The 21,417-nt window shown below is 66.9% G+C and carries 14 protein-coding genes; 13 read left to right on the forward strand and 1 reads right to left on the reverse strand.

Going from position 1 to position 21,417, the window contains the following annotated elements; genetic code table 11:
• Window positions 1–151: 151 nt before the first annotated feature.
• The 13 genes from glf (at window position 152) to CEX87_RS20070 (ending at window position 20,847) form a co-directional block, all read left to right on the forward strand.
• Window positions 152–1,390 carry a UDP-galactopyranose mutase gene (gene glf / locus CEX87_RS20010; protein WP_094288820.1) on the forward strand — a complete coding sequence of 413 codons (1,239 nt, stop codon included), beginning with the start codon at window positions 152–154 and terminating at the stop codon, window positions 1,388–1,390.
• Window positions 1,387–3,324: a glycosyltransferase gene (locus CEX87_RS20015; RefSeq protein WP_094288822.1), complete on the forward strand. Its 1,938-nt coding sequence runs from the start codon at window positions 1,387–1,389 to the stop codon at window positions 3,322–3,324. Before glf ends, CEX87_RS20015 begins: the two co-directional genes overlap by 4 nt.
• Entirely contained in the window at window positions 3,317–3,889 is a 573-nt protein-coding gene (locus CEX87_RS20020) for a phosphatase PAP2 family protein (protein WP_094288824.1), read from the forward strand. The genes CEX87_RS20015 and CEX87_RS20020 overlap by 8 nt, the downstream gene beginning before the upstream one ends.
• A 38-nt stretch (window positions 3,890–3,927) precedes the next feature.
• Window positions 3,928–4,842 carry a decaprenyl-phosphate phosphoribosyltransferase gene (locus tag CEX87_RS20025; protein ID WP_064394909.1) on the forward strand — a complete coding sequence of 305 codons (915 nt, stop codon included), beginning with the start codon at window positions 3,928–3,930 and terminating at the stop codon, window positions 4,840–4,842.
• Window positions 4,820–6,895: a flagellar motor control protein ZomB gene (zomB, locus tag CEX87_RS20030; RefSeq protein ID WP_416171923.1), complete on the forward strand. Its 2,076-nt coding sequence runs from the start codon at window positions 4,820–4,822 to the stop codon at window positions 6,893–6,895. The genes CEX87_RS20025 and zomB overlap by 23 nt, the downstream gene beginning before the upstream one ends.
• A 69-nt stretch (window positions 6,896–6,964) precedes the next feature.
• Window positions 6,965–7,963: an alpha/beta hydrolase gene (locus tag CEX87_RS20035; protein ID WP_094288826.1), complete on the forward strand. Its 999-nt coding sequence runs from the start codon at window positions 6,965–6,967 to the stop codon at window positions 7,961–7,963.
• A 120-nt stretch (window positions 7,964–8,083) separates the two neighbouring features.
• Window positions 8,084–9,133: an esterase family protein gene (locus CEX87_RS20040; RefSeq protein ID WP_064394879.1), complete on the forward strand. Its 1,050-nt coding sequence runs from the start codon at window positions 8,084–8,086 to the stop codon at window positions 9,131–9,133.
• Between the two features lie 140 nt (window positions 9,134–9,273).
• Window positions 9,274–10,161: an alpha/beta hydrolase-fold protein gene (locus tag CEX87_RS20045; RefSeq protein WP_064425866.1), complete on the forward strand. Its 888-nt coding sequence runs from the start codon at window positions 9,274–9,276 to the stop codon at window positions 10,159–10,161.
• 58 nt (window positions 10,162–10,219) lie between these two features.
• Window positions 10,220–10,675 carry a DUF732 domain-containing protein gene (locus tag CEX87_RS20050; RefSeq protein ID WP_064394878.1) on the forward strand — a complete coding sequence of 152 codons (456 nt, stop codon included), beginning with the start codon at window positions 10,220–10,222 and terminating at the stop codon, window positions 10,673–10,675.
• Window positions 10,676–10,693: 18 nt separating this feature from the next.
• Window positions 10,694–11,698 carry a carboxylesterase Culp6 gene (gene culp6 / locus CEX87_RS20055; RefSeq protein ID WP_094288828.1) on the forward strand — a complete coding sequence of 335 codons (1,005 nt, stop codon included), beginning with the start codon at window positions 10,694–10,696 and terminating at the stop codon, window positions 11,696–11,698.
• Between the two features lie 178 nt (window positions 11,699–11,876).
• A complete protein-coding gene (fadD32, locus tag CEX87_RS20060; protein ID WP_094288830.1) occupies window positions 11,877–13,766 on the forward strand; it encodes a long-chain-fatty-acid--AMP ligase FadD32 in 1,890 nt (629 codons plus the stop codon).
• A 50-nt stretch (window positions 13,767–13,816) separates the two neighbouring features.
• Window positions 13,817–19,276 carry a polyketide synthase Pks13 gene (gene pks13 / locus CEX87_RS20065; RefSeq protein WP_198957269.1) on the forward strand — a complete coding sequence of 1,820 codons (5,460 nt, stop codon included), beginning with the start codon at window positions 13,817–13,819 and terminating at the stop codon, window positions 19,274–19,276.
• 20 nt (window positions 19,277–19,296) lie between these two features.
• Entirely contained in the window at window positions 19,297–20,847 is a 1,551-nt protein-coding gene (locus CEX87_RS20070) for an acyl-CoA carboxylase subunit beta (RefSeq protein WP_094288866.1), read from the forward strand.
• Between the two features lie 16 nt (window positions 20,848–20,863).
• Here CEX87_RS20070 and CEX87_RS20075 read toward each other — a convergent pair whose 3' ends face one another.
• On the reverse strand, window positions 20,864–21,229 hold the full coding sequence (locus CEX87_RS20075; RefSeq protein WP_133148123.1) for a hypothetical protein: 366 nt from the start codon (window positions 21,227–21,229) through the stop codon (window positions 20,864–20,866).
• Window positions 21,230–21,417 lie beyond the last annotated feature (188 nt).

Consider the following 21,417-nt stretch of genomic DNA (forward strand, 5'->3'; position numbering starts at 1 on the left):
CGTGCGCTGTCGGTAGTCGGGACCGACGTGATCGACGGTACTGGTGTGACTTCTGAGGCGAAAGTGACGATATGTAATCGTGAGCCGATCGCAATATTCGGCTCCTGTCGGATTCGGGCAGTGCGCTCGCGGTCGGATACCCTTGCTGCCGATGACCACGCCTGTTTCTCCGGTCGCTCCGCTCTCCGGAGCCCGTTTTGACCTCTTTGTCGTCGGCTCCGGATTCTTCGGCCTGACGATTGCCGAGCGCGTGGCGACCGTGCTGGACAAGCGGGTGCTCGTCATCGAGCGTCGCCCGCACATCGGCGGTAACGCCTACTCCGAGGCCGAGCCGCAGACCGGTATCGAGGTGCACAAGTACGGCGCGCACCTGTTCCACACCTCCAACAAGCGGGTCTGGGATTACGTGCGTCAGTTCACCGAGTTCACCGGATACCAGCACCGGGTGTACGCGATGCACGGCGGTCAGGCCTATCAGTTCCCGATGGGCCTTGGGCTGGTGTCGCAGTTCTTCGGCAAGTACTTCACCCCCGATGAGGCGCGACAACTGATCAGGGAGCAGGCCGCCGAGATCAAGACCGAGGACGCGCAGAACCTCGAAGAGAAGGCCATCTCGCTGATCGGGCGCCCGCTCTACGAGGCGTTCGTCAAGGGCTATACGGCCAAACAGTGGCAGACCGATCCCAAGGACCTGCCCGCGGCCAACATCACCCGGCTTCCGGTGCGCTACACGTTCGACAACCGCTACTTCAACGACACCTACGAGGGGCTGCCCGCCGAGGGCTACACCAAGTGGTTGGAGAACATGGCCGCCGACGACCGCATCGAGGTCCGGTTGGACACCGACTGGTTCGACGTCCGCGACCAACTGCGCGCGGAGAACCCCGATGCGCCGGTCGTATACACCGGTCCGCTCGACCGGTACTTCGACTATGTCGACGGACGGCTGGGGTGGCGCACCCTCGACTTCGAGATGGAGGTGCTCGACACCGGGGACTTCCAGGGCACACCGGTGATGAACTACAACGACCTCGATGTGCCATACACCCGGATCCACGAGTTCCGGCACTTCCACCCCGAGCGCACGTATCCGACCGACAAGACGGTCATCATGCGCGAGTTCTCCCGGTTCGCCGACAACGACGACGAGCCCTACTATCCGATCAACACCGAAGCCGACCGCGCGTTGCTGGCCGCTTACCGGGCCCGAGCCAAGGCCGAAACCGCTTCTGCCAAGGTGTTGTTCGGGGGCAGGCTGGGGACCTACCAGTACTTGGACATGCACATGGCCATCGCCAGCGCGTTGAGCATGTACGACAACACACTCGCACCGCACCTGCGTGACGGTGCGCCACTGACCGAACCAGGCCCAGAAAGCAGTAGCGCATGAGCGAGATTCCCTCCGGCGCACTGGAATCCGCAGAATCGAAGGCGGTCAGCCTGCTGGCCCGCGTGATTCTGCCGCGTCCAGGCGAACCCCATGACGTCCGCAAGCTCTACATCGAGGAAGCGGAAACCAACGCCAAGCGCGCACACGCGCCGTCGCGCACCGAACTCGAGATCGGCACCGAATCGCAGGTGTCGTTCGCGACCTACTTCAACGCGTTCCCGGCCAGCTACTGGCGGCGTTGGTCGATCCTGCAGTCGGTGGTGTTGCGGGTCGAGTTGACCGGCAGCGCGCGGGTCGACGTCTACCGGTCGAAGGCCACCGGCGCGCGGATCACGGTCGGTGGCGCTCCGATCGTCAGCGAGCGCGCGGGTGAACCCGCCCATGTCGAGTTCGAGGTCGAGCTGGGCCCGTTCGAGGACGGTGGCTGGATCTGGTTCGACATCGCCACCGATGCGGCCTCGACACTGCACCACGCCGGCTGGTACGCGCCGGTGCCCGCACCGAGCCGAGCCAACATCGCCGTCGGCATCCCGACCTTCAACCGTCCCGCGGACTGCGTCAACGCGCTGGCGGCGCTGACGTCGGATCCGTTGGTGGACGAGGTGATCAGCGCCGTCATCGTCTCCGATCAGGGGAACAACAAGGCCAAGGACCATCCGAACTTCGGTGAGGCCGCGGCCGCCCTCGGGAACCGGTTGACCATTCACAACCAGCCGAACCTCGGCGGCTCCGGCGGCTACAGCCGGGTGATGTACGAGGCGCTGAAGAACACCGACTGCGAACAGATCCTGTTCATGGACGACGACATCCGCGTCGAGCCCGACTCGATCCTGCGGGCGCTGGCGATGAACCGGTTCGCGAAGACACCAACACTGGTCGGCGGCCAGATGCTCAACCTCCAGGAGCCCTCGCACCTGCACGTGATGGGGGAGATGGTGGACTCCGAGAATTTCATGTGGACCAACGCGGTCAACACCGAGTACGACCACAACTTCGCCAAGCACGCTCTGGCGGACGAAGATTCACAGCGTAGCAGGTTGCTGCACCGCCGCATCGACGTCGACTACAACGGCTGGTGGATGTGCATGATCCCGCGTCAGGTCGCCGAGGAGCTCGGCCAGCCGCTACCGCTGTTCATCAAGTGGGACGACGCCGACTACGGCCTGCGCGCCGGCGAGCACGGCTATCCGACCGTCACGCTTCCCGGCGCCGCGATCTGGCACATGGCATGGAGCGACAAGGACGACGCGATCGACTGGCAGGCCTACTTCCACTTGCGCAACCGGCTGGTCGTCGCCGCGCTGCACTGGGACGGCAATGTCAGCGGGCTGATCGCCAGCCATCTGAAGGCAACACTCAAACACCTTCTGTGCCTTGAGTATTCGACCGTTGCGATCCAGAACAAGGCGATGGACGATTTCCTGGCCGGGCCCGAGCACCTGTTTTCGATCCTGGAGTCGGCGCTGCCCGAGGTGCGCAAGATGCGTCAGCAGTACCCGGACGCGGTGGTGCTGCCGAGCGCGGCCGAGCTGCCGACGCCGTCGGACAAGCGCTGGCGCAAGAAGGTGCGGATCCCCACCAACGCGGTGGCCATCTCGACGCGGTTGTCGCGCGGCGTGATTCACCAGCTGCGGCCGCATGACCCCGAACACCACCGGCGGCCCCAGATCAACGTCGCGACCCAGGATGCCCGGTGGTTCTCGCTGTGCCGGGTGGACGGCGTCACAGTGACGACCGCCGACGGCCGCGGTGTCGTGTACCGCCAGCGCGACCGCGAGAAGATGTTCGAGCTGCTGCGCGAATCACTCAAGCGCCAGGCGCGCCTCGCGCGCAAGTTCAACCGGATGCGCAAGGTCTACCGCGAGGCGTTGCCGACTCTGACGAGCAAGCAGAAGTGGGAGACGGTCCTCTTGGAGTCGTCTGCACATGGATGAGAGCTCCCTGCTGAGCCCTGCGGTCGGGGACGCCGCTCTTCGCCCGCGGGACCAGCGCGGCGAGGAGGCCGCTCTGGTCGCCGTGCAGTCCGCGCTCGGTGACCGCCCCGCGGTCCTTTCGACGGCGCGCGCGTTGTCCCATTTCGGCGAGCACAGCCTCGGCTGGTTGGCAATCGCCCTGTTGGGGGCGCTGTTTCAGGCCGACCGTCGGCGTGACTGGCTGGCCGTGGGCGCCGGTGCGTTCGCCGCACACGCCGCCGCGGTGCTGATCAAGCGGGTGGTCCGCCGCGAACGGCCGCACCATCCCGCGATCTCGGTCAATGTCGGCACGCCGAGCCGGCTGAGCTTCCCGTCCGCGCACGTGACGTCGACGACGGCGGCGTCGGTGTTGATGGCCAGGGTCACCGGGCTGCCGCTGCCTGCGCTGCTGGTGCCGCCGATGGCGTTGTCGCGGTTGGTACTCGGCGTGCACTACCCCAGCGACGTCCTCAGCGGCGTCGCGGTCGGGGCAGTCGTCGCGAAGGCCGTCGGCACGGTGGCCGACCGCGCCGAAGGGAACGCATGAGCATCTCCAGTGACAGCAGCGCAGAGAGCGTACAGCCGATGAATGGACAACCGGCACCGCAGAAGGGCCCGCCGCGCAACGCCGCGACGGGTCTTATCAAGGCGATCCGACCGCGCCAATGGGTGAAGAACCTGCTCGTGCTGGCCGCGCCGATCGCCTCCCTCGGCGGCGACGTCCAATACGACTACGGCAGCGTCGCGATCAACATCCTGATCGCGTTCGTGACGTTCTCGCTGGCCGCCTCGTCGATCTATCTGGTCAACGACGCCCGCGACGTGGAAGCCGATCGTCAGCATCCCACGAAGCGGTTCCGGCCGATCGCTGCCGGTGTGGTCCCGGAATGGTTGGCCTACACCGCAGCTGTGGTGTTGGCGGCCGCGGCACTGGCCATCTCGGTGCTCGCCTCGACCAACCTGACGGTGGTCATCGCGGTCTACATCGGCATGCAGTTGGCGTACTGCTTCGGCCTCAAACACCAAGCGGTGCTCGACATCTGCATCGTGTCGTCGGCGTACCTGATCCGCGCCATCGCCGGCGGCGCCGCGGCGGGCATCCCGCTGTCGCAATGGTTCCTGCTCGTGATGACGTTCGGTTCGCTGTTCATGGTGGCCGGCAAGCGGTATGCCGAACTACAGCTCGCCGAACGCACGGGTGCCAAGATCCGCAAGTCACTGGAGAGCTATACGGCGTCGTATCTGCGCTTCGTGTGGACGTTGTCGGCCACGGCGATGGTGCTCTGCTACGGCCTGTGGGCCTTCGAACGTGATGGCACCACCGCGTCGTGGTATGCGGTCACGATCATTCCGATCACCATCGCAATCCTTCGGTACGCGGTCGACGTCGACGGCGGATTGGCCGGGGAGCCCGAGGAGATCGCGCTCAAAGACCGGGTACTGCAGCTGTTGCTGCTGGCGTGGATCGGGACCATCGGTGCCGCCGTCTTCCTCAGCTGAGACCCTCCGCCGACCGGTGCCGGGCGGGTGGGTCGGTGAGATCGAACGCAACCTCGCCCGCTGGCCCGCGTTCCGTTACGACAACACGGTCCGGATCAGCCTGTGGATCAACGTGGTGTTGGTCGTGGTGCTGTTCGGCTGGGGCGCATGGCAGCGGCGCTGGATAGCCGACGACGGCCTGATCGTGCTGCGCACCGTGCGAAACCTGTTGGCGGGCAACGGGCCGGTGTTCAACGCCGGTGAGCGGGTCGAGGCCAATACTTCGACCGCGTGGACCTACCTGGTCTACTTCGGCGCGCTGGTGGGTGGCTCCGTGCGGCTGGAGTACGTCGTGCTCGTGCTGGCGCTGGTGCTCAGCCTTTTGGGTGTGGCGTTCGTGATGTTGGGCACCGGCCGGTTGTATGCGCCGAGCTTGCAAGGCCGGCGTGCGCTGATGCTGCCCGCGGGCGTGCTCGTCTACATCGCGCTTCCGCCCGCGCGCGACTTCGCCACCTCCGGGCTCGAAAACGGTTTGGTACTGGCATATCTGGGCCTGCTGTGGTGGATGATGGTGTGCTGGGCCCAGCGGCCGCGCGGCCACCGGGCGACTTCTGCCCCTGTCCTGCGCGGAGGCGCACCGACAATCCGCAGACAACCCCTCGGGACCCCGGCGTCACCCCCGGCAGGCGGAACCTTCGACATCGCACTGGCTTTCGTTGCGGGTCTGAGCGTGCTGGTTCGGCCCGAGCTCGCCCTGATCGGCGGGTCGGCACTCGTGATGATGCTGATCGCGGTGCGCGACTGGCGTCGCCGCGCGGTGATCATCGTCGCGGGCGGCCTGCTTCCGGTGGCGTATCAGATCTTCCGGATGGGCTACTACGGCCTGGTGGTTCCCAATACCGCGGTGGCCAAGGACGCGGGCGGAGCGAAATGGTCGCAGGGCTTCGTCTACCTGGCGAACTTCAACCAGCCGTATCTGCTGTGGGCGCCGGCGATCCTGCTCGCCGGACTCGCCGGGGTCGTGTGGGTGATCCGCGGGCGTCCCCGGCCGAACCGCGCCGCGATGGCCCCGGGCTCCGGACGCCTGGCGCGGATGGTGCAGAGCCCCGCCGCGGTGGTGGTCTTCTTTCTCGTCAGCGGTCTGCTGCAGGCGATCTACTGGATCCGTCAGGGCGGGGACTTCATGCACGGCAGGGTGCTCCTGACCCCGCTGTTCGTGATGCTGGCGCCGGTCGCGGTGATCCCCGTCGTCCTTCCCGACGAGACCCGGATGGCCCGCGGCGCGGGCTATCTGTTCGTGGGCGCCACCACCGTGCTGTGGGTGGCGGTCGCGGGGTGGGCGCTGTGGGCGGCCAATTCGCCGGGAATGGGCCGGGACGCCACCCGCGTCACGTACTCCGGCATCGTCGACGAGCGGCGGTTCTACTCCCAGGCCACGGGCCATGCGCACCCGCTGACCGCCGCGGACTACCTGGACTATCCGCGGATGCGCGCGGTGCTCGAGGCGTTGGAGAACACCCCCGACGGTGCACTGCTGCTGCCGTCGGGCAACTATGACCAGTGGGACGTGGTTCCCGCGCTGCCACCGCCACCGGACGCGCCGGCCGACTACCGAGGTCCACATACGGTCTTCTTCACCAACCTCGGCATGCTGGGCATGAACGTCGGACTCGACGTTCGGGTCATCGACCAGATCGGGCTGGCCAATCCATTGGCCGCACACACCGAACGCCTCGAGGACGGCCGAATCGGCCACGACAAGAACCTGTTCGCCGACTGGGCGATCGCGGAGGGACCGTTCCTCAAAGAGCCGCCGTTCATTCCGGGTTACATCGACGAGGACTGGGTCAGACAGGCCGAGGCGGCGCTGAAGTGTCCGGAGACCGACGCGATGCTGAACTCGGTGCGCGGCCCGATGAGCCCGCGTCGGTTCCTGTCCAATCTCGTGCACGCCTACCAGTTCACGCAGTACCGGATCGACCGCGTACCCCTCTATGAGCTCCAACGCTGTGGGTTGCCCGTGCCGGAACCGGTATCCGAGCCGTACAGGGGCATGCCCGCCACGGGTCCGTAACGCCGCGACCCCTCCGGACCGATAGACGGACGCGAACTGCTCTTTTCGCGGCGCCCGAGATACGAACGGATGGATCGACCTGTGCGAACCTGGCTTCGCCGTGTGCTGGCGGCGGCAGCCGCGGCCGTGGCGCTGCCGAGCGGGGCCGCCGCGGTCGGCGCGGCGGCGCCGGCCAGCGCGTTCTCCCGCGAGGGACTTCCCGTCGAGTACCTCGACGTCTATTCCCCGTCGATGGGCCGCATCGTGCGCGTCCAATTCCAGCCTGCCGGAACGGAATCGGGCGACCAGAAGGCGGTGTATCTCCTCGACGGCATGCGGGCCCGCGACGACTACAACGGCTGGGACATCGAAACCGCCGCATTCGAGTGGTTTTTCGAGTCCGGGGTGGCCACCGTGATGCCGGTGGGCGGGGAGGCCAGCTTCTACGCCGACTGGTACACGCCCTCGAGTTTCAACAGCCAGCCCTACACCTACAAATGGGAAACCTTCCTGACCGACGAGCTGCCCGCGTGGCTGGCCGCCAACAAAGACGTCTCCACCACCGGCAATGCGGTCGTGGGCGTGTCGATGTCGGGCAGCGCGGCGCTGATCCTGTCGGCCCACCACCCACATCAGTTCGCTTATGCTGCGTCGCTTTCGGGTCCCCTGAGCCCGTCGGCGCCGTCGATGCAGCAGGCCATCCGGGTGGCCATGCTCGACGCCGGCGGTTACAGCGTCGACAACATGTGGGGCGCGCCGTGGGACGGGGCGTGGAAGCGTCACGACCCGGTCCACCAGGCGGCCAGGTTGGTGGCCAACAACACTCGCCTGTGGATTCACTGTGCCCCAAGCGGATCCGCACCGCGAGAAGCCGACACCGACCCGAACCAGACCTTCGATGCCCGCAGCCTGGAATCGATGACGTTGAAGAGCAGCAAAGACTTCCAGACGGCCTACCTGACGGCCGGAGGAAACAACGCCACGTTCGAATTCCCTCCTCAGGGAAATCACGCGTGGCCGGACTGGGGTGCGCAGCTGCAAACCCTGAAACCCGACCTGGTCACAACACTCCGCGGTGGAGCGGCGTGACCAGGGTGGACATCTCTCGAATGGGTAGATCACGCCGACGTGTGGTTGACTGCACGGGTTACGCGGCTTGCCTGAGCGGCATTTCCGCGTGCGGCATACAACAGATGGGATAGATGACGCATGAAGTTCGTTGGCAAGATCCGGGGTGCCTGGGTCCGCCGGCTGGCGGGAGCCGCCCTGGCGGCCGCCGTGCTGCCGGGCTTGGTGAGCGCCATCGGAGGCTCGGCCACCGCGGAGGCTTTCTCTCGTCCGGGTTTGCCGGTCGAGTACCTCATGGTTCCGTCCGCAGGGATGGGCCGTGACATCAAGGTTCAGTTCCAGAACGGCGGGCCGAACGCGCCGGGCGTGTATCTGCTCGACGGTCTTCGTGCCCGCGATGACTTCAACGGCTGGGACATCGAAACTGCGGCCTTCGAGTGGTATCTGGACTCCGGCCTCGCGGTGATCATGCCGGTGGGTGGCCAGTCCAGCTTCTACAGCGACTGGTACAAGCCGGCCTGCGGCAAGGCAGGCTGCCAGACCTACAAGTGGGAGACGTTCCTGACCCAGGAACTGCCCGCATACCTCGCCGCCAACAAGGGCGTGAACCCGAACCGCAATGCCGCAGTCGGGCTGTCCATGGCCGGATCGGCCGCGATGACGCTGGCGATCTACTACCCGCAGCAGTTCCAGTACGCCGCGTCGCTGTCCGGGTTCCTGAACCTGTCCGAGGGCTGGTGGCCGATGCTGGTCGGGCTGTCGATGGGTGACGCCGGCGGCTACGAGTCCGAGGACATGTGGGGCCCGTCGAGCGATCCCGCGTGGAAGCGCAACGACCCGATGGTCAACATCGACAAGCTGGTCGCCAACGGCACCCGCATCTGGGTGTTCTGCGGTAACGGCAAGCCGGCCGAGATCAACGGCCGCGTCGCCGGTGACAACTTCAACGCGAAGTTCCTGGAGAGCTTCACGCTGCGCACCAACGAGACGTTCCAGGAGCAGTACCTGGCCGCGGGCGGTAAGAACGGCGTGTTCAACTTCCCGCAGGGCGGCACGCACGACTGGCCGTACTGGGGTCAGCAGCTCCAGCAGATGAAGCCGGACATCCAGCGCGTGCTCGGCGCCACGCCGCAGCCGTCGACCCCGATCGCGACCGAGGCCTCGGTCACGACGACGGACGCCGGTAACTGACTGGTACGGCAATAGGTTCATAGTCGGCGGCGGCGATCCTTCGGGGTCGCCGCCGTCGGCCTTTTCCGACCACGCCCGCGCCGGTGTGTGATTGACTACCTCGCGCGGGGACAGCAGACCAATGTGAGGTGGGCGAGCCGATGCAGGGGATCTTCCGGGCGATCTTGACCGTGGCGCTGGCCGCCGGTCTGTGGACCGCGGGTACGGCCGTCGCGCCGAAGGCCGAGGCGCAAGTCGAGATGCTGATGGTGCCTTCGGCGGCGATGGGACGCGACATCCCCGTCGCCTTCCAGGGCGGCGGCCCGCACGCGGTCGTGCTGCTCGACGCGTTCAATGCCGCACCCGACGTCAGCAACTGGGTCACCGCGGGCAATGCGATGAACACTCTGGCGGGTAAGGGCATCTCGGTGGCCGCGCCCGCGGGCGGCGCGTGGAGCATGTACACCAACTGGGAGGCCGACGGCAGCCGCCAGTGGGAGACCTTTCTCGCCGACGAGCTGCCGAACTGGCTGGCCGCCAACAAGGGCCTGGCACCGTCGGGGCACGGCATCGTGGGGGCCGCACAGGGCGGCTACGGCGCGATGGCGATGGCCACCTTCCACCCGGACCGCTACCGCTTCGCCGGCTCCCTGTCCGGCTTCCTCACCCCCGAGCGCACCGGCGTCGACGGTGCTATCACCGCCGGGCTCGCGCAGTTCGGCGGCGTCGAGACCCGCAACATGTGGGGACTGCCACAGCTGGGCCGGTGGAAGTGGCATTCGCCCAACGTCCATGTCCAGTTGCTGGCCGACAACAACACTCGGCTGTGGGTGTGGAGCGGTCCGGTCGGAGGGTGCACCGATCCGCCCGCGATGATCGGCTACTGCGACATCGCGTCGGGCACCAATCGCGAGTTCTACCAGCACTATCGTTCCGTGGGCGGCAAGAACGGCCACTTCGACTTCCCGACCAGCGGCAACCACGACTGGGGTTCCTGGAGCGGTCAGCTCGCGGCCATGAGCGGCGAGTTGGCGGCGACGATCGCTTAGCCGAAGACCCGCTGTTTCCGAACCGGGACCGCCTGTCGGCAGCCGGTACCTTGGAGGAGTGCAACGCTCGGTACGGACGACTGCGGCAGGCTCGCTGCTGATAGCTTCGGCGACGGCGTTGCTGACCGGGTGTTCGGGCCCCGACGTCATGGCGGCCATGGGATTGCCGACGTCAGAGACGGCGCCCGCGCCGGGGCAGCCCGCCGAGCCCATGGCCCCGCCGTCGGCGACCGGGCACTCCAACACGCTCGTGCTGACCGATCGCCAGCGTGGCTATCTCGACGCACTCACCGCCGCCGGGGTGAAGCCGTCCAGCGAGCTGCTGGCGCTGCGTGTCGGGTCGTATGTATGCCAGGCCCGTGCCGCCAGGCACGACGACCAGAAGGTCTGGGATTCGATCTATCCGCTGGTGCGCGGCGATGCGATGGATCACATCTCCGGTAGGGCCCCGACCGTCAACGTCGATGCGGCGACCGCCGATTACATTCGCATCGCAACCGAACGACTCTGCTAGCAGGAGCCCAACCGACACATGGCCACTACCAACCGGCGGAAACGCCACCGTATCCTCGCGCTCGTCGCGGCCGGCGCGATGGCGCTCGTGGTGGTGCTGCTCATCATCATCGTCGTCGTGATCCTGCGAAAACCCGACGGTCCGGCCGGCGTCCCGCCGACGGCCGTGCCACCGACCGGGATCAGCCCGACCAAGAAGCCGCGGCCGGAGTTCCAGGATGCGAGCTGCCCCGACGTGCAGATGATCTCGGTTCCTGGCACGTGGGAGTCCTCACCGCAACTCGACCCGTTCAACCCGACTCAGTTCCCGATCGCGCTGCTGCTCAATGTCACCAACCCGATCCGCGGACAGTTCGCGAACGACCGGCTCGAGGTGTTCACCGTCCCGTACACCGCGCAGTTCCACAATCCGTTCTCGCAGGACGGACAGATGACCTACAACGACAGCCGCGCCGAGGGCTTCCACGCGACGGTCAAGGCCATGACGGAGATGAACGAGCGCTGCCCGCTGACCAGTTACGTGATCGCCGGGTTCTCCCAGGGCGCCGTCATCGCCGGTGACATCGCCAGCGATATCGGCAACGGACGCGGCCCCGTTGACGAGGATCTGGTGCTGGGTGTGACGTTGATCGCTGACGGGCGACGGCAGACCGGCGTTGGCGTGGACGTCGGACCCAACCCGCCGGGTCAGGGCGCCGAGATCACGCTGCGCGACGTGCCCATGCTCGACGGGATGGGCCTGGCCATGACGGGTCCCCGGCCCGGCGGGTTCGGCGCACTCAACGACCGCGTCAACGAGATCTGCGCTCCCGGTGACCTGATCTGCTCGGCGCCGCCGGAGGCGTTCAACATCATGAACCTGCCCAAGACCATCGACATCCTGCTCGGCGGTGCGGGACAACCGATTCACGCGATGTACGCCACCACGCAGTTCTGGAGTCTCGACGGGCTGTCGGCCACCCAGTGGACGCAGCGCTGGGCACAGGAAAAGATCGATAACGCTCCGCAGCCAAAACATGGCTGACCTGTGACCAGACCTGATTTGGACGGCGCCACCACGTCACCTAACATTAAGAAAAAACTAAGAGCAGTAAGCGAATAGCCGACCGGTACCATTTTGCGGGGTGCGGGGCTTGAGGGCGGCTCGGAAAAGTTAAGTGCAATCGGCATCGAGAAGCGTGTGCCGCTGACAGGAGAGTGCGATGGGGTTCCATAACCCGTTCATCAAGGACGGACTGATCAAGTTTCCCGACAACGGGAGCCTGGTCAAACACGTCGAACGATGGGCGAAGGTGCGTGGAGACAAGCTCGCCTACCGCTTCCTGGACTTCTCCACCGAGCGCGACGGAGTCGCCCGCGATCTGCGCTGGGCCGACTTCGGTGCCCGCAACCGCGCGGTCGGTGCGCGTCTGCAACAGGTCACCCAGCCCGGTGACCGCGTCGCGATCCTGTGCCCGCAGAACCTCGACTACCTCGTTGCGTTCTTCGGGACCCTGTACTCGGGCCGCATCGCGGTGCCGCTGTTCGACCCGAACGAACCCGGCCACGTGGGCCGCCTGCACGCCGTGCTCGACGACTGCCATCCGTCGGCGATCCTGACGACCACCGATGCGGCCGAGGGTGTGCGCAAGTTCTTCCGCACTCGCCCCGCCAACCAGCGTCCGCGCGTCATCGCCGTCGACGCGGTGCCCAACGAGGTCGGCGCCACCTGGGAACAAGTCCCGGTCGACGAGCACACCATCGCCTACCTGCAGTACACCTCGGGCTCCACGCGGATCCCCACCGGCGTGCAGATCACCCACCTGAACCTCGCCACCAATGTGGTGCAGGTGATCGAGGCACTCGACGGCCAGGAAGGCGACCGGGGCGTGTCGTGGCTCCCGTTCTTCCACGACATGGGCCTGATCACCGTGCTGCTCTCGCCGATGCTCGGCCACTACATCACGTTCATGACCCCGGCCGCGTTCGTGCGCCGCCCCGGCCGTTGGATCCGTGAAATGGCCCGCAAGGAAGGCGACACCGGCGGGACCATCTCGGTGGCTCCGAACTTCGCGTTCGACCATGCCGCTGCCCGCGGCGTGCCCAAGGACGGCGAGCCGCCGCTCGACCTGTCCAACGTCAAGTGCATCCTCAACGGCAGCGAACCGATCTCGGCGGCAACCGTGCGGCGGTTCAACGAGGCCTTCGGCCCGTTCGGCTTCCAGCCCAAGGCGATCAAGCCCTCTTACGGCCTGGCCGAGGCCACACTGTTCGTGTCGACCACGCCGATGGACGCCGAACCGACGATCACTCCGGTGGACCGCGACGAGCTCAACGTCGGCCGCTTCGTTCCGGTGTCCGAGGATTCGCCCAAGGCCGTTCCGCAGGCCGGCGCCGGCAAGATCGGCATCGCCGAGTGGGCGGTCATCGTCGACAACGACACCGCCACCGAGCTGCCCGACGGGCAGATCGGCGAGGTCTGGATCAGCGGCCAGAACATGGGCACGGGCTATTGGGGGAAGCCCGAGGAGACCATCGCGACGTTCCAGAACATCCTCAAGTCGCGGACCAACCCGTCGCACGCCGAAGGCGCGACCGACGACGCGACCTGGGTGCGCACCGGCGACCTGGGCGCCTACTACGACGGCGAGCTCTACATCACCGGTCGCGTCAAGGATCTGGTGATCATCGACGGGCGCAACCACTACCCGCAGGACCTGGAGTACTCCGCGCAGGAGGCCACCAAGGCGCTGCGCACCGGGTTCGTCGCGGCGTTCTCGGTGCCCGCCAATCAATTGCCTGACGAGGTGTTCGAGAACGCCCACTCCGGACTCAAGCGCGATCCCGACGACACCTCCGAGCAACTGGTGATCGTCGGTGAGCGGGCACCCGGCGCCCACAAGCTCGACATGGGTCCCATCTCCGACGACATCCGCGCGGCGATCGCGGTGCGCCACGGCGTCACCGTCCGCGACGTGCTGCTGACCCCCGCCGGCGCGATCCCGCGCACCTCGAGCGGCAAGATCGGTCGCCGGGCGTGCCGCGCGGCCTACCTGGACGGCAGTCTGCGCAGCGGGAAGATCGCCAACGCGTTCCCCGACGAGACAGACTGAGACTCTCCCCGAATATGGCTGATACACAAGACGATTCGCAGCAACCCGAGATGCCGTCCGGCGACGAGATTCAGCTCGCGCCCGAAAAGCCGCTCACCGCACCGCGCACCGATATGACGGTCAACGAGATGCGCGAGTGGCTGCGCAACTGGATCGGCAACGCGACCGGACAGTCGCCCGACTCCATCAGCGAGAGCGCGCCGATGGTCGAACTGGGCCTGTCGTCGCGCGATGCCGTCGCGATGGCCAGCGACATCGAGGACCTGACCGGCGTCACGTTGACCGCCACCGTGGCGTTCCGCCATCCCACCATCGAGTCGCTGGCCACGGTGATCGTCGAGGGTGAGCCGGAGGTCGAGGATGCCGGCGATGATGACGAGGACTGGACGCGGACGCGCGACGTCGAGGACATCGCGATCGTCGGCCTGGCCACCCGCTTCCCCGGGGACATGAACACCCCCGACGAGACGTGGCAGGCGCTCATGGAGGGCCGTGACGCGATCACCGATCTGCCGGAGGGCCGCTGGGAGGAGTTCCTCGGCGAACCCCGCATCGCCGAGCGCGTCGCCAAGGCCCGCACCCGCGGCGGCTACCTGACCGACATCAAGGGGTTTGACGCCGAGTTCTTCGCGCTGTCGAAGATGGAGGCCGACAACATCGATCCGCAACAGCGGATGGCGCTCGAATTGACCTGGGAGGCACTGGAAAACGCCCGTATCCCCGCATCGAGCCTGCGCGGCGGCAACGTCGGTGTCTACATCGGCAGCTCGCTGAACGACTACAGCTTCCTGGCCATGTCGGACCCGTCGATCGCCCACCCGTACGCGATCACCGGCACGGCGAGTTCGATCATCGCCAACCGGGTTTCGTACTTCTACGACTTCCGCGGCCCCTCGGTGGCCGTCGACACCGCCTGCTCGAGTTCGCTGGTCGCCGCGCACCAGGGTGTGCAGGCGCTGCGCTCGGGTGAGGCCGACGTCGTTGTCGTCGGCGGCGTCAACGCGTTGATCACCCCGCTGGTGACGGTCGGCTTCGACGAAGTCGGCGGGGTGCTCGCGCCGGACGGCCGGATCAAGTCGTTCTCGCAGGACGCCGACGGCTACGCCCGTTCCGAGGGCGGCGGAATGCTTGTGCTCAAGCGGGTTTCGGATGCCCGCTGCGACGGCGACGAGATCCTCGCCGTGATCGCGGGCAGCGCGGTCAACCACGACGGCCGGTCCAACGGTCTGCTCGCGCCCAATCCCGACGCGCAGGCCGAGGTGCTGCGCAAGGCGTACAAGGACGCCGGCATCAACCCGCGCCTCGTCGACTACATCGAGGCGCACGGCACCGGCACCATCCTCGGTGATCCGATCGAGGCCGACGCGCTCGGCCGCGTCGTGGGCAGGGGGCGGGCGGCCGACAAGCCGGCGCTGCTGGGCGCGATCAAATCCAATGTGGGACACCTGGAGTCGGCGGCGGGCGCGGCGAGCCTGGCGAAGATGACGTTGGCCCTGCGCAACGACAAGATCCCGCCGTCGATCAACTACGCAGGCCCCAACCCCTACATCGACTTCGACGGTGTGCACCTCAAGGTCGCCGACACCGTCACCGACTGGCCGCGCTACAGCGGCTATGCGATTACCGGCGTCTCGGGGTTCGGTTTCGGCGGCGCCAACGCCCACCTCGTGCTGCGCGAGGTGCTGCCGTCGGACCTCGTCGAGCCCGAACCGGAGCCGGAACCCGAAACCGGGCAAGACAAGTCGTCTGACGCGAACGCCGTCTACATCGGCGGGGTGCGGATGGACGAGTACGGCGAATTCGTCGATGAGCCGCTTGCGCGAAGAGAATCAGGCCTCGATGACGACGACGCCTTGGACCGTCCCGCGCACGCACAGCAGGACGAGCCCGAACTGCCCGGCCTGACGGACGAGGCCAAGCGCCTGCTCGAGGCAGCCCGCGAGGAGATGGAGGCCGGTGAGCAGCCGGCACCGGTTGTACCGCTGGCGGTTTCGGGTTTCCTGACATCGCGGAAAAAGGCCACGGCCGCCGAGCTGGCCGACTGGATCGACAGCCCCGAGGGACGCGCGTCGTCGCTGGAGTCGATCGGCCGCGCGCTGTCGCGGCGCAACCACGGGCGTTCGCGCGCGGTGGTGCTGGCCCACGACCACGACGAGGCCATCAAGGGCCTGCGCGCCGTGGCCGAGGGCAAGCAGCACCCGAGCGTGTTCAGCGCCGACGGCCCGGTGACGAACGGGCCCGTGTGGGTGCTCGCGGGTTTCGGTGCCCAGCACCGCAAGATGGGCAAGAGCCTGTATCTGCGCAACGAGGTGTTCGCAGAGTGGATCGACAAGGTCGATGCGCTCATCCAGGATGAACGGGGTTATTCGATCCTCGAGCTGATCCTCGATGACGCGGTCGACTACACCAATGAGACCTGCGAGTACCCCATCGAAGTCGTCCAGACCGTGATCTTCGCCCTGCAGATCGCGCTCGGTGAGTTGCTCAAGCACCACGGCGCCAAACCCGCTGCGGTGGTAGGCCAGTCGCTCGGCGAGGCCGCCGCCGCGTATTTCGCGGGCGGCCTGTCACTGGAGGACGCCACCCGGGCCATCTGTTCGCGTGCTCACCTGATGGGTGAGGGCGAGGCCATGCTGTTCGGCGAATGGATCCGGTTGATGGCGCTGGTCGAGTATTCGGCCGACGAGATCGATACCGTATTTGCCGATTTCAAGGATCTCGAGGTATGCGTCTACGCCGCGCCGACCCAGACCGTCATCGGCGGCCCGCCCGACCAGGTCGACGCGATCATCGAGCGCTGCGAACAAGAGGGCAAGTTCGCCCGCAAGATGCAGACCAAGGGCGCCAGCCACACCTCCCAGATGGATCCGCTGCTGGGTGAGCTGGCCGCCGAACTCGTCGGGATCGAACCGCATCCGATCAAGATCGGTTACTTCTCGACGGTGCACGAGGGTCGTTACCTGCGCCCCGGTGAGACCATCCACGATGTCGACTACTGGAAGAAGGGGCTGCGTCACAGCGTCTACTTCACCCACGGCATCCGCAACGCCGTCGACAACGGCCATACGACTTTCCTGGAGTTAGCGCCGAACCCGGTGGCGCTCATGCAGGTCGGCCTGACGACGGCGGCGACCGGCCTGCACGACGCCCAGCTGATCGCGACGCTGGCGCGCAAGCAGGACGAGGTCGACTCGATGACCGCGGCGATGGCCCAGCTGTTCGTGCACGGCCACGATCTGGACTTCCGCACGCTGTTCCCCCGGCGGTCCAAGGGGTTGGCCGGGGCGTTGGATTTCGCGAACATCCCGCCGACCCGCTTCAAGCGCAAACCGCACTGGCTCGACGCGCGGTTCACCGGAGACAGCTCGGTGATGATGCCGGGCAACCACGTCGCCACCCCGGACGGCAGGCACGTCTGGGAGTACGCCCCCAAGGGTGAGCCGGATCTGGCCGGGTTGGTCAAAGCCGCTGCCGCTCAGGTCATTCCCGACGCCAAGTCGGTCGCCTCCGAACAGCGCGCGGTGCCCGGTGAGGGCGCACGGCTGGTCACGACGCTGACCCGCCATCCGGGAGGGGCCAGCGTGCAGGTGCACGCGCGCATCGACGAGTCGTTCACCCTGGTGTACGACGCCGTGGTGAGCCGCACCGGCGCCGCGGCGGCGCTGCCCGTCGCGGTGGCGACGGGAGCGACTGTGGCCGAGCAGGTTTCGGCGGCGCCCGCAGACGATCCCGAAGAAGACGCGGCCGAGATCCTGCAGGACAACCTGACTGCGGGTGCGGGCCTGGCCGCCGGCTTCGCGAAGTGGTCGCCGGACTCCGGTGAGTCGATCCGCGACCGTCTCGGCGCGATCGTCGGCGGGGCAATGGGTTACGAGCCCGAGGACCTGCCGTGGGAGGTGCCGCTGATCGAGCTCGGCCTGGACTCGCTGATGGCTGTGCGGATCAAGAACCGCGTCGAGTACGACTTCGACCTGCCGCCGATCCAGCTGACCGCGGTGCGCGACGCCAACCTGTATGCGGTCGAGAAGCTGATCCAGTACGCGATCGAACACCGCGACGAGGTCGATCAGCTTGCCGAGCATCAGAAGACCAAGACCGCCGAGGAGATCGCGGCCGAACAGGCCGAGTTGATGGGCGGTGCGACCACCGTCGCCGAACTCGAGCAGGTGTTGGCCGAGAAGACCGGCGTCGCCTCCGAGGTGACCAGTGCGGGCACGGCGACGGAATCCGACATCCCGCCGCCGCCGACCGACCCGAGCGGCCCGGTGATTCCGCCGCCGCCGACGGATCCGAGCGGCCCCACGCCCCAAACCGCCGCAGGCGGCCCGTCACAGTCGACGGTCGCGGCGGCGAGCAAGGTACTCACCCAGGAGGCGGTCACCGAAGCGCTCGGCTCCGACGTGCCACCGCGCGACGCCGCGGAACGCGTCACGTTCGCGACGTGGGCGATCGTCACCGGTAAGTCGCCGGGCGGCATCTTCAACGACCTGCCCGACGTCGATGACGCGACCGCGACCAAGATCGCCGAGCGGCTGACCGAGCGGGTCGACGAGGGCACCATCACCGCCGACGACGTCCGCTCCGCGAAGACCATCGAGGAGCTGTCCACCACCGTCCGCGACTACCTCGAAGGCGGCAAGGTCGACGGCTTCGTGCGGACCCTGCGCGCCCCGTCCCAAGACTCGGACCGGATCCCGGTGTTCGTCTTCCACGCCGCCGGCGGTTCGACGGTGGTCTACGAGCCGCTGCTCAACCGGTTGCCCGCGGACACACCGATGTACGGCATCGAGCGCGTCGAGGGCACCATCGAGGAGCGCGCCCGCGAGTACGTGCCGAAACTGTTGGAGCTCAACGGTTGGACGGGAGACAAGCAGGGTCACCCGTTCGTCCTGGCCGGTTGGTCGCTGGGCGGTGTGCTCGCCTACGCGTGCGCGATCGGTCTCAAGCAGGCGGGCGCCGATGTGCGGTTCGTCGGTCTGATCGACGCGGTCCGTCCGAGTGAGGAGATCCCCCAGACGAAGGAGGAGACCCGCGCCCGCTGGGATCGCTACGCCCGCTTCGCCGAGCGCACGTTCAACGTCGAGATCCCCGAGATCCCCTACGAGGAACTCGAGGCCCTCGACGACGAGGGCCAGGTGCGCTACGTCCTCGACGTGGTGAGCCAGAGCGGGGTGCAGATCCCCGGCGGCATCATCGAGCACCAGCGCACCTCGTATCTCGATCAGCGGGCCATCGATACCGCCGAGATCAAGCCGTACGACGGCAAGGTCACGCTGTACATGGCTGACCGCTACCACGACGACGCGATCTACTTCGAGCCGCGCTACGCCACCCGCAAGCCGGACGGCGGCTGGGGGGAGTTCGTTTCTGACCTGGAGGTCGTCCCGATCGGGGGCGAGCACATCCAGGTGATCGACGAGCCGTACATTGCGAAGGTCGGGGCGCACATGAGCGAGTCGATCAGCCAGATCGAGGCCGACAACACCGATCAGGAGAAGCAGGGCAAGTGACGACGGAATCTCTGCCGCCCATCCGCACCAGGACCACCGCAGAACTGCTCGCCGAACTCCGCGAGAAGCTGGAACAGGCCAAGGAGCCCGGTGGGGAGAAGGCGGTCGCCAAGCGGGAGAGAAAGGGCATTCCGAGCGCCCGCGCGCGAATCCACGCCCTGGTCGATCCGGGCAGCTTCCTGGAGATCGGCGCGTTGGCGAAGACGCCCGGTGATCCGAACGCGTTGTTCGGCGACGGCGTGGTGACGGGGCACGCCAGGATCAACGGCAGGCCGGTCGGCGTGTTCAGCCACGACCAGACGGTGTTCCAGGGCTCGGTCGGTGAGATCTTCGGCCGCAAGGTGGCCAAGCTGATGGAGTGGGTGGCGATGGTCGGCTGCCCGATCATCGGCATCAACGACTCGGCGGGCGCGCGGATCCAGGACGCGGTGACGTCGCTGGCGTGGTACGCCGAGCTGGGTCGCCGCCACGAGCTGCTCCGCGGGCTGGTTCCCGAGATCTCGATCATCCTCGGCAAATGCGCTGGGGGAGCGGTGTATTCACCGATCCAGACCGATCTCGTCGTGGCCGTTCGGGATCAGGGCTACATGTTCGTCACCGGACCCGACGTCATCAAGGACGTCACCGGCGAGGACGTCTCGCTCGATGAACTCGGCGGCGCCGATGCCCAGGCCCGCTACGGCAACATCCACCAGGTTGTGGAGAGCGAGGCCGCGGCGTTCCAGTACGTCCGCGATTACCTGGAGTTCCTGCCCGCCAACACGTTCGACGATCCGCCGATCGTCAACCCCGGGCTGGAGCCGGAGCTGACCCCGCATGATTACGAGCTGGACTCGATCGTGCCGGACAGCGACAACATGGCCTACGACATGCACGAGATCCTGCTGCGGATCTTCGACGACGGCGACGTCTTCGATGTGGCCGAGCAGCAGGGTCCGGCGATCATCACCGCGTTCGCGCGGGTCGACGGACGCCCGGTCGGGGTGGTCGCCAACCAGCCGATGCACTTGTCCGGGTCGATCGACAACGAGGCTTCCGACAAGGCCGCGCGGTTCATCCGGTTCTGCGATTCCTACAACCTGCCTTTGGTTTTCGTCGTCGATACGCCGGGATTCATGCCGGGTGTCCAGCAGGAGAAGGGCGGCATCATCAAGCGCGGCGGCCGCTTCCTGAACGCCGTCGTCGAGGCCGATGTGCCGAAGGTGACCATCACCATCCGCAAGTCATACGGTGGGGCATACGCGGTGATGGGATCCAAGCAGCTGTCGGCGGATTTGAACTTCGCGTGGCCGACCGCGCGCATCGCGGTGATCGGCGCCGAGGGTGCCGCCCAGCTGCTGGTGAAGCGGTTCCCGGATCCGACGGCGCCGGAGGTGCAGAAGATCCGCGCCGACTTCATTGAGGGTTACAACCTCAACATGGCCACGCCGTGGATCGCCGCCGAGCGCGGCTTCATCGACGCGGTGATCCAGCCGCACGAGACCCGGCTGTTATTGCGCAAGTCGCTGAACCTGCTGCGCGACAAGCAGATCACCCGCGTGCAACGCAAGCACGGCCTCACCCCGATCTAGTCCCCCGCGCCCGTGGTCACCCCGCTGGGGGCTGCAACGGAACCCCTGGTGCCAACACCGGGGGCGCCATCGGCGGAATGGGCTCGCCGATGTTGGGCGGATTGACACGGACCGTCGGGAGTACCTCCCGCGGCGGCACTTGTGGCCCGGCGCCCTGGCCCTCGGCCGGCGGCGCCACACACTCTTTTCGATTGTCGTTCCACACGCCGCCGCTGTGCTTACAGCAGTACTCGTTGGCGGTATCGATCCAGTTCTGCGTGTTGTCGAGGCCCTCGTCCAGGGTTTGGGTGCAGTTGTCGAACTCCTCGATGTCCCATACGGGCTCGGCACTCGCGATCGTGCCGCACCCGAGTGCGACACATCCGAGCGCGGCGGCCAGCATCACAACACACCTGAGTAGGAAGGGGTGGGCGGTTTGGCGACGGATTGTCATGGTCAGTTCCTAAGTTCATTGCTGTCTGTCGCGAATAAGAGACGTGCGACCTGCGCCCTCCAAGTGGGGTCGCCGACGGTCATCGCCGAGATCGGTCGGCACGCATATTGCCTGGTGTCACATCAGAGCGCGTACCC

It is taken from the genome of Mycobacterium lehmannii (genome assembly GCF_002245535.1).
Lineage (GTDB): Bacteria > Actinomycetota > Actinomycetes > Mycobacteriales > Mycobacteriaceae > Mycobacterium > Mycobacterium lehmannii.

Coding starts and splice junctions, on each gene's coding strand:
- glf (WP_094288820.1), top strand. CDS start 152: ATGACCACGCCTGTTTCTCCGGTCGCTCCGCTCTCCGGAGCCCGTTTT.
- CEX87_RS20015 (WP_094288822.1), top strand. CDS start 1,387: ATGAGCGAGATTCCCTCCGGCGCACTGGAATCCGCAGAATCGAAGGCG.
- CEX87_RS20020 (WP_094288824.1), top strand. CDS start 3,317: ATGGATGAGAGCTCCCTGCTGAGCCCTGCGGTCGGGGACGCCGCTCTT.
- CEX87_RS20025 (WP_064394909.1), top strand. CDS start 3,928: ATGAATGGACAACCGGCACCGCAGAAGGGCCCGCCGCGCAACGCCGCG.
- CEX87_RS20035 (WP_094288826.1), top strand. CDS start 6,965: ATGGATCGACCTGTGCGAACCTGGCTTCGCCGTGTGCTGGCGGCGGCA.
- CEX87_RS20040 (WP_064394879.1), top strand. CDS start 8,084: ATGAAGTTCGTTGGCAAGATCCGGGGTGCCTGGGTCCGCCGGCTGGCG.
- CEX87_RS20045 (WP_064425866.1), top strand. CDS start 9,274: ATGCAGGGGATCTTCCGGGCGATCTTGACCGTGGCGCTGGCCGCCGGT.
- culp6 (WP_094288828.1), top strand. CDS start 10,694: ATGGCCACTACCAACCGGCGGAAACGCCACCGTATCCTCGCGCTCGTC.
- fadD32 (WP_094288830.1), top strand. CDS start 11,877: ATGGGGTTCCATAACCCGTTCATCAAGGACGGACTGATCAAGTTTCCC.
- pks13 (WP_198957269.1), top strand. CDS start 13,817: ATGCCGTCCGGCGACGAGATTCAGCTCGCGCCCGAAAAGCCGCTCACC.
- CEX87_RS20075 (WP_133148123.1), bottom strand. CDS start 21,229: ATGCTGGCCGCCGCGCTCGGATGTGTCGCACTCGGGTGCGGCACGATC.